Origin of the sequence: Halorubrum aquaticum (genome assembly GCF_900113615.1) — an archaeon.
Taxonomy (GTDB): domain Archaea; phylum Halobacteriota; class Halobacteria; order Halobacteriales; family Haloferacaceae; genus Halorubrum; species Halorubrum aquaticum.
On record NZ_FOPZ01000033.1, the window covers coordinates 1 to 10465 of the forward strand.

The following is a 10465-nucleotide window of genomic DNA, read 5'->3' on the forward strand; positions in this document are numbered from 1 at the left end:
CCCTGCCACGTCTCGGGGAGGAGGATCCGCCGGAGGTCCGGGTGGTCGTCGTACTCGATCCCGATCAGGTCGTACGCCTCCCGCTCGTGCCAGTCCGCCGTCCGGAAGACCGCCTCGCCTGACTCCGAGACCGGGTCGTCCTTGTCCGCGGGCACGACGACGCTGACCTCCTGGGTCGGGTCGTCGAACTTCTTCAGGTGGTAGATCGACTCGTACCGGTTCTCGTACTCCTGGGCGGTGACGAGCGACAGGTGGTCGTAGCCCGCCTGCTCTTTCAGCGTCGAGAGCGTCTCCTGAACCGCGTCCGGCCGGATCACGAAGCCGGGCGCGTTCAGGTGGTCGTCGCGGTCGATGACCAGGTCGCCGAGCAGCGCCGCCAGCTCGTCGGGGGTCGGCTCGGGAACCTCGTCCGTCTCTGTGGTGTCTGGTGCTTCGAGGCTCATGGTGAATCGGCGAAGTTGTACCGCATGACGAGTTCGTCCTCGTCGATCTGGTCGGCGAGCGTCTCGACGAGCTCGTCCTTCTCGAGGTCGGAGAACTCCTCGAGCTCGTACGGCTTCACCGTCACGGGGGCGGCCTCGCCGTTGGCGATGCGCTCCTGGAGCTTGACGACCCCGTAGACGAGCGCCTCCGGGCGCGGCGGGCAGCCGGGGACGTGGATGTCGATCGGGATGACCTCCTCGGCGCCCTTGATCACGTTGTATCCCTCCTGGAACGGGCCGCCGGAGATGGTACACGAGCCCATCCCGACGACGAACTTCGGCTCGGGCATCTGGTCGTAGACGCGCTTCATCCGCGGGGCGAACTTCGAGACGATCGTCCCGGGGACGATCATCACGTCCGCCTGCCGCGGCGACGCGCGCGGGACCCCGCTGCCGAAGCGGTCGAGGTCGTGTTTCACCGCGTAGGTGTGCATCATCTCGATGCTACAGCAGGCGATGCCGAACTGTAGCATGAACATCGAGGAGCCACGACACCAGTTCAGGAACTTGTCGAACTTGGTGAGGATGAACGGGGAGGAGCCGAACGCCTCCCGGAGCCGGGAGTTGAACCGGTCCCCCTGCCCCGTCATGCGGCTGTCGCGGGTCTCTGTTACCACGCGCGATTCGTCGGTGATGAACGGTTGGTCGCTACTCATGTGTTGATGTCACGCTCCGTCTTCCTGCTGGCCGCACGGGAACTCCGGGCCCACTCGACCGCGCCGGTCCGCCACGCCCAGCCGAGCCCGATCGCGAGGATCCCGACGAAGGTCAACATCGGCCACAGCAGGTCGGTCATGGGGACGCCCGCCTCGATCGCCGGGCGGTAGATGACGGCCCACGGGAACAGCAACACGGTCTCGATGTCGAAGACGACGAACAACAGCGCGACCATGTAATACTGGATGTTGAACCGGATCCGCGTCCCGCCCGTCGGGGTCTCGCCGGACTCGTAGGTAGTACTTTTCCCGGTCTCAGGCACGCTCGGACGAAGCAACGCCGAAACCGTCATCATCCCGATGGGGATGAGGAGGCCGACGGCCGCCAAGGCGCCGATCGCTATCCAATCACTCATATAGGTCTCCGTAACGTGCTGGGGTTTGAACCGCCCCCTCATAAGCGTTGAGACTCGTGCGCGCGGGCACGCCGAAGCCGGCCCCGGACCCCGATCTCCGGCGGGTCCCGACCGCGACCGCGGTCCGGCCTACGTTCGTGGCGCCCCTCGAGGCAGGAACGGACAACAGCCGGCGGCGACGAGGGCGAGCGCCGACGACAGGAGGAACACCTCGTCGAAGAAGCCGGCGTCCGCGAGGGCGCCCGCGACGACCGGGCTCCCCGCGCCGACGGCCATGTACCCGGTCCGAAGCACGCCGAGTCCGGACCCGCGGACGGCCGACGGGAGCGCCGACGTGAGATACGAGAGCGTCGCCGTCGAGTAGCCGAGCAGGGCGCTGAGCCCGAGCGTCAGGACGGCCAGTCCGGGGAGCGACGCCACGAAGGGGAGCGTCGCGAGCGACGCGGTCGCGACCGTCAACACGACGGGCAGCGTCCGCCGCGCGCCGTACAGGTCGTACGCCCGACCGGTCACGGGCTTGACCGCGACGCCCATGGCGAAGAACCCCCCGAAGAGCAGCGTCGCCGTCGTCGGTGCGAGCCCCTTCACGTCGATCAGGTACGTGGGATAGAAGCCGGTGAACGCCTGCCAGGCACAGTAGGCGAGCGTCTGGATCGCCGTCACGAGGATCACGGGCCGGGTTCGGAGCGCGTCCGCGACGGTCCGGCCCGTCTCGACCGCGCGCTGGAGGGTCCCGGTCCCGGCGGCGGACGGAGCGTCGTCGGTGGACGCGCTCGGGTCGGCGGGGTCGGATCCGTCGTTCGACCTCGGGAGCGTCACGAACAGGCCGACCGCCGCGAGCAGGAACCCCGGGATCGCGAACGCGAATCCGAACTGCCAGGCGAACGTGACCGCGAGGAAGCCGGCGACCGGCGGCAGTACGGTGTTCCCGAGGTCGCCGGCGGCCATCGTGACCCCGATCGCGGTCCCGTCGTTGTCGGGATAGACGGCCGAGAGGATGGTGAACCGGGAAACCCCGTACAGCGCCGTGCTCAGCCCGAACAACGCCGTCGCGGCGAACAGGAGCTCGACGCCCGCGGCGACGACGACCAACCCCAGGACGGCCCCGGAGACGAGCGTGCTAGTCACGAGTACCGCCCGCTCGCCGAACCGGTCCGAGAGGACCCCGCCCGGGAGCTGCCCGACCGCGTACGCCAGCCACAACACGGTGAGCAGGAGGCCGGCCGTCGAGAGGGAGATCCCGTACGCGGTGCGGAGATGCGGGATCACCGCCGGATAGACGAGTCGAACGCCGAGCGAGAGGAACCATCCGCCCGCGACGGCGATCAGGACCGGCGTCCGCGGGTCGCCACGGAGGCCGTCGACGCCCGCCGCGATCCGCCGGAAGTTCGTTCTCACTGTCGCTCGGGCGTCGTTGACGTGTCGGTAATAAACCTCGTCGGGTCCCGGGGAACCCGGCCGGATCCGATCGTCACTCCCCGTGTCTCTCGCGGAACCCGTCGATCCCCAGGTCGTGGAGGTCGGCTGAGACGTCGGCGACGCCGCCCTTGAGGTCCTCGTGGGACGCCACCAGCCGCTCCTCGATCTCGTCGTGTTCGCGCGCGAGCACCTGGGCGGCAGACAGCCCGGCGTTGAACGACTTCCCGGCGTCGACGGCGACGATCGGCGCGCCGGTCGGCATCCCGATCACGGAGTCCACGGACTTCTCTTGGACGGGGACCCCGATCACGGGGATCGGGTACGCGATCGACGCGGTCATGTTCGGCAGGTCCGCCGACTTCCCGCCCGCGCCCGCGACGATGACGTCCAGCCCGCGGTCCGTGGCGGTCTCACCGTAGGCGTACATGAGTTCGGGGGTCCGGTGTGCGGAGACGACGTAGCTCTCGAAGGTGAAGCGCGCGTCCGGCGGATCCGCGAAGTCGGTCTGTTCGGCGAACCCGAGCTCCGTGAGCGCGTCGTACGCCCCCTCCATCGTCGGGAGGTCCGAGTCCGACCCCATGATGATCCCCACGTCGGGGGTCGTCTCCGGGTCGGCGTCCGCCGCGGCCTCCGTCTCGAGCCGGTCGATGAGTTCCTGGACCGTGGGCATGGATCCGGGATCGGCCGGCTGGGTGTAAGTCGTTGCGGCTTCGCGTCCCCCGCGGCAGCGTCCCTTCGTCGCCACGCGCTGAGGCGATGGTTTATCACGCGGGCGCTACCTGTCACGGGTATGACCGAGCAGGAGACGATCCACGTCGCGGACGTCAGCGAGGGGATCGGCGGCGACGCGACGGCGGAGCCGGGTTCGCCGGTGGAGCTTCCGGTGGTCGACGTGCTCACCGGCCGCTCGTTCATCACCGGCAAGAGCGGCTCCGGAAAGAGCAACACCGCGAGCGTCGTCATCGAGAACCTGTTATCCAACGGTTTTCCCGTCATGATCGTTGACACGGACGGCGAATATTACGGTTTAAAGGAGGAATACGAGATCCTCCACGCCGGTGCCGACGAGGAGTGCGACATCGTCGTCTCGCCGGAACACGCCGAGAAGCTCGCGAACCTCGCGTTGGAACAGAACGTCCCGATCATCCTCGACGTCTCCGGCTACCTCGAGGAGGACACCGCCAACGAGCTGCTCTTGGAGGTCGTCAAGCAGCTGTTCGCCAAGGAGAAGCGCCTGAAGAAGCCCTTCCTGCTCGTCGTCGAGGAGTGTCACGAGTACATCCCGGAGGGCGGCGGGATGGACGAGACGGGCAAGATGCTGATCAAGGTGGGCAAACGCGGGCGGAAACACGGCCTCGGGATCGTCGGGATCAGCCAGCGTCCCGCCGACGTCAAGAAGGACTTCATCACCCAGTGCGACTGGCTCTGCTGGCACCGGCTGACCTGGGACAACGACACGAAGGTCGTGGGGCGGATCCTCGGCTCGAAGTACGCGAGCGCCGTCGAGGACTTAGGCGACGGCGAGGCCTTCCTGATGACCGACTGGGACGAGTCGATCCGCCGGATCCAGTTCCACCGCAAGGAGACGTTCGACGCGGGCGCGACCCCCGGACTCGACGACTTCGAGCGCCCGGAGCTCAAGTCCGTCTCGAGCGACCTCGTCGGCGAACTCCAGTCCATCTCCGACGAGAAGGCGCGCCGCGAGTCCGAGCTGGCCGACCTCCGCCAGGAGCTCGAGAAGCGGGACCAGCGGATCCGCCAGCTCGAACGCGAACTCGAGGAGGCTCGTGACCTGAGCGACATGGCCGACCAGTTCGCGCAGGCGCTTCTGGGCAAGGCGGAGGCCCCCTACCGCGGCGGCTCCGGCCGGTCCGTCGCCTCGGAGAAGCGGCTGGACCAGTCCGGGCTCGGCGAGTACGACGGGGAGGCGAACGAGGGGGCCGTCGCCGTCGACGGCGACCCCGGCGGTGCCGACGAGGGCGTTCCCGACCCCGACGACGGAGCCGACGACGCCGACGGTGACGGAGACCCGTCCGACGGCGGAGACGACGGGGGCCCGGAGGACGAATCCCGGGACTGGGACGGGGACGGGCATCCCGAGGACGAGAGCGACGACGCGCCGGCGGCCGAGGTCGACCCCGTGACGCGTGCGGACGTGGCCGAGGGCGCGCTCCGGTTCGACGACGCGATCGAGCTCGGCACCCGCGAGGCGGTCATCGACGAGCTCCGCGGGCGGATCGAGTCGCTCCCGGAGCTGTCGCGCGGGATGTTGCGACACTACCGACGGGAGGGCGTCTCGGACCCGGTGGCCGCCCACATCGACGCCGGCGGCGACGGCGACGCGGGCCACGCCTACAGCCGGCACCGGCCGATCCGGAAGGCCGGGCTCATCCGCCACGCCGGCCGTGGCCACTACGCGTACGCCGTGCCCGACCTGATCCGCGAGGCGTACGCCGATCGGTTGGACGAGCCGGCCGTCCGCGAGACCGTTCGGGAGGTGGAGACCGCGTTCGTCCCGCCCGGCGAGCGGTCGTACCCGCCGGACGCGACGCCGGAGGAGATCGGCGACGGGATCGCGTCCACCGAGGAGACCGAGAGGACCGAGAGCGATGACGACTCGGTCGCGGTCGAGGGCGAAGCGGACGGCGAAGGCGGCGTCGAAACGCCGCCGTCCACCGGCGGACTGAGCGAGGCGGCCCGCCACATCGCGGAACGCGGCTCCGGGACGGCGGGAGACGGAAACGACGCCGGCGAAAAGTGACCGGAGGAGGTCCACGAGACGGAGGGGTCAGATCGCGTGAGCCGATGCCGGACGATCGGGAATCGGCGGTAGATACTTTCTCGTCGGTCCCGGAGATGCGGTATGACCGACACGATCCTCGTCCCCGTCGAACTACCCGACCCGGAGCCGATCGCCCCGGTTCTCGTGCGAGACCTCGCCCCGCTCGACATCGTGGTCATGGGCCATTTCGCGGTTCCCGAACAGACCCCGTCGGAGGCGGCTCGCGATCAGTTCGAGGACGAGGCGCGGGCGACGCTCGAGGCGGTCGCGGAGCCGTTCCGCGAGACGAGCCGCTCGGTGCGGACCCGTCTGGTGTTCGGGAAGGACCGGGCGACCGCGATAGATCGGGTGATGCTCGAGGAGGACTGCGCGGCGGAGCTCAACCCGGCCCCGACGGAGGGGATAGACCGGATCCTCGTCCCGATCCCGGCGGTCGCGGAGTTCTCCCGGCTCCCGGCGTTCGTCAACGTGCTCTGTGAGGACTCGACCCGGGAGGTCACGCTGTTTCACGTGGCCGAGGGCGACGAAGGGCGAGCACGCGCGGAATCGATCGTCGCCGAGACGCGTGAAGGGATGATCGAGGCCGGGTTGGACGCGGAGTTGGTCGACACCCGCGTCGTCGAGGGCGAGGAGCACGACGAGGAGATCCTTCGGCTCGCCGACGAGTACGACGCCGTCGTGATGTACCAGGCGGAATCGCGGCTGGGCGACCGGATATTCGGGACGCTACCGGACCGGATCGCCGACCGAACCGGCGATCCGGTGATCGTGGTTCGGCGGGATTACGAGACCGACGAGTTTGCGGGTAGCGGAGAGGGAGCGACGTAGGGACCGAACGCGGGCTCGCAACCGCGAACGGGTCACTCGGACGCGTCCGGATCCAGAAACGCGGCGAGCGCCTCGTCCGTGTCGACGGCCTGTGGGATCAGCGTGACGACGTCGTCCGCCTCGACGACGGTCGAGTCCTCGGGTTGGACGATCCGACCGTCCCGTTCGATCGAGATCAGGATCACCTGCTCGGGGAGCGTCCCGTCCTCGCGGGCGGCCTCGAGGCTCGCCCCGGCGATCGGTGCCGCCTCGGCGACGGCCACCTCGAACACCTCGGTGCCGTCTCCGAGGGTCACGAGACCCGTTTCCTCCTTCGATCTCGAGACGTCGTTCGGGCCGAAGGCGGCGTACGGGCTCCGGATCTCCGTCTGGACGAGTTCCTCGTCCTCGATCCGGATGTCGAGCTCGGAAAGCGATCGCGCGATCTCCCGGAGGTCCCGGGTGTCGTTTCCGACGGCGACGACCTGGAGGTCACGTCGACCGGCCATCAGGACCCGGACGTTGATCACGCCCGGGATCGACTGGGCCGCCAGCGCGAGCCGCTCGCGCTCCGCGGCGGGGACCGTACACATGTACAGCGAGGTCAGTCGCCCGCCCGCGCGCTCGAAGTCGATGGTCGCGGTGTATCCCCGGATGATGCCGGCCTCCTCGAGCCGGTCGATCCGGTTCCGAACGGTACCCGCGGAGACGTTCAGTCCCTCGGCGATCATCGGCGCGGAGGTGTTGCGTGCGTCCTCCATCAGCGCGTGGACGATACGCCGGTCGATCTCGTCCATCCGGTACGTCATGCCCTGACCTCCGCGAAGACGACGCTTATCGGTTGTGTCTCCGGAACCGTCCGGGAGCCACGGACGGTCGTCGGGTCGATCACTTCGGCTCCGTCGAGGCGATCCCGTCGTCCTCCTCGCCGCGGCGACGGTGGACGATGGTTCCGATCGCGCCGGTCCGTTCGGTCCGGGATCGGCCGTAGAGGAGGTATATCAGCGCGCTGCCGACGATGATACCGACCGCTCCGAGGATCGGCAGCGTCCCCATCTGCGTGAGCAGGCCGAGTCCGGCGAGGAACCCGAACAGCTGGACGTAGGGGTAGCCGGGCGCGGTGAACTCCGGCTCGTACGAGGGGACGTCGGAGACGCGAAACGCCACGAGCGCCAGGTTCTCGAACGAGAAGACGAGGATCTGAAAGGCGCTCGCCAGCTTCGCGAGTTCGATGACCGGGACGAACGCGATGAGGGAGACCAACAGCACGCCGGTGAGGAGCACCGCGTTGCGCGGCGTCTTGAACCGGGCGTCGATCCGGCCGAGCCCCGGCGGGAGCAGGTCGTCACGGCTCATCGCGAGCGGGAACCGCGAGGAGGACAACACGCCGGCGTTCGCCATGCTCGTGAGCGCCACGACGGCGATGACGGAGACGAAGACGACGCCGAACCCGCCGAGGAGCGTCCCCGCGCCGTCGGCCATCGGCGTGAGCGAGGCCGACCCGCCGGGACCGCCCGTGGTCAGCACGTCGGGATCGCTCAACCCGACGACCGCCCCGACCACCGCGACATACAGGACCGTCATGATCGCCATCGAGCCGAGCATCGCCCGGGGGAGGTTCCGACCGGGATCCCTCACCTCCTCGGCCACGCTCGCGACCTTCGTGACGCCGGCGTAGGAGACGAAGACGAACGCGGCGGCGGTGACGACCCCCATTCGCCCGTGGGTCGCGAAGGGCGTGTACGAGGCGGTATCGACCGCGAATCCGGCGTTGACGGTGTACGCCAACAGCCCGACGACGACGGCGCTGACGACGACCGCCTGGATCGTCCCGCTGAGTTTCGTCCCGGAGACGTTCAAGACCACGACCAGTGCGCCCAGTCCGAGCGCGACGTACACGACCGCGGCCTGCGAGACGGGAGCGAAGAGGAGCAGGTACGCGCCGAGGCCGACGAGCGCGAACGAGCTCTTGAACACGAGCGAGAACCACGCGCCGATCCCGGCTATCGTCCCGAAGAGGGGCCCCAGCGCGCGATCGATGTAGAGGTACGTCCCGCCGGATTCCGGCATCGCCGTGGCCATCTCCGCCTTCGACAGCGCCGCGGGCAACACGACGAGCGCGGCCAGCAGGTACGCGAGTATCACCGCCGGTCCGGCCTTCGAGTACCCCAACGCCGGCAGCACGAAGATGCCGCTGCCGATCATCGCCCCCATGCTGATCATCATCGTCGGATACAGTCCGAGACTCCGATCGAGGTCGTGTGCGGTCATGCGTATACCATACAATTATGTTTGGGCGATATACGTCCTTCGGATCGCGAAACTCATCCGGGTCGAAATTGCGCATTCCGAAAACACCGGCGGCGATCGTCTCCCCTGACGACGTTCGTCGGCGGTTCGACCACCCGACGGCGACCGTCGCCTCCCCGATCCTACCGGAGACGAGTGAGGGGATCCGCGCGGAGTCGTCCTATCGACCGCGAGAGAGGAGGTTCCGCACCTTCGAGAGGACCGCCCACCGGGATCCGTCCGCCGGATCCGATCGGTCCTCCTCGGTGAGCCGGCGGTTCTTCTCCGTGAGGAGCCGCTCGTACTGCCCGATGACGTGCTGGAGGCGTTGCTCCTTCCGCTCCAGTTCGGCCTCGAGGCGTTCGACCTCTCGAACCTCCGTCCCGTCCGGGGTGGAGGGCTCTCCGGCGGGCTGATCGGCCGCTCGGTCCGACGGGTCTTCCCGCCGAGTCGGCGGGCGGTTCCGGCGGTTCTCCCGATCCGACGACTCGCTTCGGAGGGCAGGGGGCGATCCGGAGGGGGTCTGGGGCCCGTCCCGTTGGTTCCTGTTCCAGTCGTCTCGACCGTGGACGCTCGCGACGGGGAGATCGGAGATCATGTGTCGAGATATCATATACCACGTCGGCGCACATAAACCCCAGTCAGACGAGCGGCATGCCGCCGTCGGTCACAGCACTCCGTCGGCGTTTGAGACCGTCGAACGGACGGATCCGTCCGCTCCGATCCCCGACCGACAACGACGGTCCCGAGTCCCGAGGGATCCGGGTCAGCCGGATCGTCCGCGTTCGGTTTCGGTTTCGAGCTTGCCGTCGGCGACGTCCCTCGTCCCGTCCTCTCCGGCCGTCCCGTTCGCCTTCGTCTCGGCCTCCTTTCGCGCCCGGTCGGCCGCGAGCTCGCGGTCGATGTCGTCCTCGACGTATCCCATCGACTCCACGGTGACGACGTTGCCGCCGCCGGGGTCGACGACCATCACCTCCTCGCCCTCCTCGATGGTCCCCTCGATGGAGCGCGCCGAGTAGTGCGGGTTGAAGCCGCCCCCCTCGAGTTTTACCTGTCCGCCCCGAGGGGTCACGGTCTCGGAGACCGTGCCCGTTTTCCCCTTCAGGCTGTCGCTGTCGCTGGTCTGTGCCTGTCCCTTTCCGCCGTAGAGGTCGAACTCGCGGTAGCCGTAGAACGCGGCCGCGCCGAACACGAGCGTGAGGAGCGCCATCGCGAACGCCAGGCCGCCGAAGGCGACGCCCAGCGTCGAGAGCAACAGTCCGCCGAGGCCCGCACCGATCAGCGCGATGCCGACGACGATGAAGTTCGCGCCCGGCGCGAGCGCCTCGGCCATCGCCAACAGGAGCCCCGCCGTCAACAACAGCAGGGGAAGCGTGTCCGGACCGATCAGGTCCGCCTGTAGGAGCACGTCCATGCGCCGTCATAGGATCGGGAGGCGGATAAGTGGTGGTACGAGGGCCGCCAGGGACGAGCCTCACGTCGGCGTGCGATCGTTCACAGGGGGAGCGGATCACCGATTCGCGGTGGCGCGCGCCCGTGAGCGGCCGCCGGCCGCGAACGGCCCGCGCGAGGGAGGTCGAGGCGGCCCGCCGGCGGCTCCGGCGGGTCGCCGAG

Annotated in this window: 11 protein-coding genes; 2 read left to right on the forward strand and 9 right to left on the reverse strand. The window is 68.8% G+C overall.

Features of this window, described 5'->3' with window-relative positions; all coding sequences use genetic code 11:
• The 5 genes from F3H10_RS15650 to purE form a co-directional block, all read right to left on the reverse strand.
• The coding region (locus F3H10_RS15650) for an NADH-quinone oxidoreductase subunit C (protein WP_149785695.1) at positions 1 to 443 on the reverse strand (443 nt) is incomplete at its 3' end.
• The gene (locus tag F3H10_RS15655) at positions 440 to 1138 is read right to left on the reverse strand and encodes an NADH-quinone oxidoreductase subunit B (RefSeq protein WP_142987033.1); all 699 of its coding nucleotides are present in this window, start codon (positions 1136 to 1138) and stop codon (positions 440 to 442) included. The genes F3H10_RS15650 and F3H10_RS15655, both read right to left, overlap by 4 nt.
• Positions 1135 to 1554 (reverse strand): NADH-quinone oxidoreductase subunit A, encoded by a 420-nt coding sequence (locus F3H10_RS15660; protein ID WP_149785696.1) that lies wholly within the window; start codon positions 1552 to 1554, stop codon positions 1135 to 1137. The genes F3H10_RS15655 and F3H10_RS15660 overlap by 4 nt, the downstream gene beginning before the upstream one ends.
• Before the next feature lie 129 nt (positions 1555 to 1683).
• Positions 1684 to 2952, reverse strand: coding sequence for an MFS transporter (locus F3H10_RS15665; RefSeq protein ID WP_149785697.1), 1269 nt, complete (start codon positions 2950 to 2952; stop codon positions 1684 to 1686).
• A 73-nt stretch (positions 2953 to 3025) separates the two neighbouring features.
• Positions 3026 to 3643, reverse strand: coding sequence for a 5-(carboxyamino)imidazole ribonucleotide mutase (gene purE / locus F3H10_RS15670; RefSeq protein WP_149785698.1), 618 nt, complete (start codon positions 3641 to 3643; stop codon positions 3026 to 3028).
• Between the two features lie 120 nt (positions 3644 to 3763).
• On the opposite strand from purE, the gene F3H10_RS15675 reads away from it, so the two are divergent.
• Positions 3764 to 5734, forward strand: a complete 1971-nt coding sequence (locus tag F3H10_RS15675; protein WP_149785699.1) for a helicase HerA domain-containing protein — start codon at positions 3764 to 3766, stop codon at positions 5732 to 5734.
• 102 nt (positions 5735 to 5836) lie between these two features.
• Entirely contained in the window at positions 5837 to 6583 is a 747-nt protein-coding gene (locus tag F3H10_RS15680) for a universal stress protein (protein ID WP_149785700.1), read from the forward strand.
• A gap of 32 nt (positions 6584 to 6615) precedes the next feature.
• Here F3H10_RS15680 and F3H10_RS15685 read toward each other — a convergent pair whose 3' ends face one another.
• The 4 genes from F3H10_RS15685 to F3H10_RS15700 all read right to left on the reverse strand — a co-directional run bounded on the left by F3H10_RS15685 (position 6616) and on the right by F3H10_RS15700 (position 10265).
• Positions 6616 to 7371 (reverse strand): winged helix-turn-helix transcriptional regulator, encoded by a 756-nt coding sequence (locus F3H10_RS15685; RefSeq protein ID WP_149785701.1) that lies wholly within the window; start codon positions 7369 to 7371, stop codon positions 6616 to 6618.
• 79 nt (positions 7372 to 7450) lie between these two features.
• Positions 7451 to 8833 carry an APC family permease gene (locus tag F3H10_RS15690; protein WP_149785702.1) on the reverse strand — a complete coding sequence of 461 codons (1383 nt, stop codon included), beginning with the start codon at positions 8831 to 8833 and terminating at the stop codon, positions 7451 to 7453.
• A 199-nt stretch (positions 8834 to 9032) separates the two neighbouring features.
• Positions 9033 to 9464, reverse strand: a complete 432-nt coding sequence (locus F3H10_RS15695; protein WP_149785703.1) for a V-type ATPase 116kDa subunit family protein — start codon at positions 9462 to 9464, stop codon at positions 9033 to 9035.
• A gap of 153 nt (positions 9465 to 9617) precedes the next feature.
• Positions 9618 to 10265: an NfeD family protein gene (locus F3H10_RS15700; protein ID WP_149785704.1), complete on the reverse strand. Its 648-nt coding sequence runs from the start codon at positions 10263 to 10265 to the stop codon at positions 9618 to 9620.
• Positions 10266 to 10465: the final 200 nt, after the last annotated feature.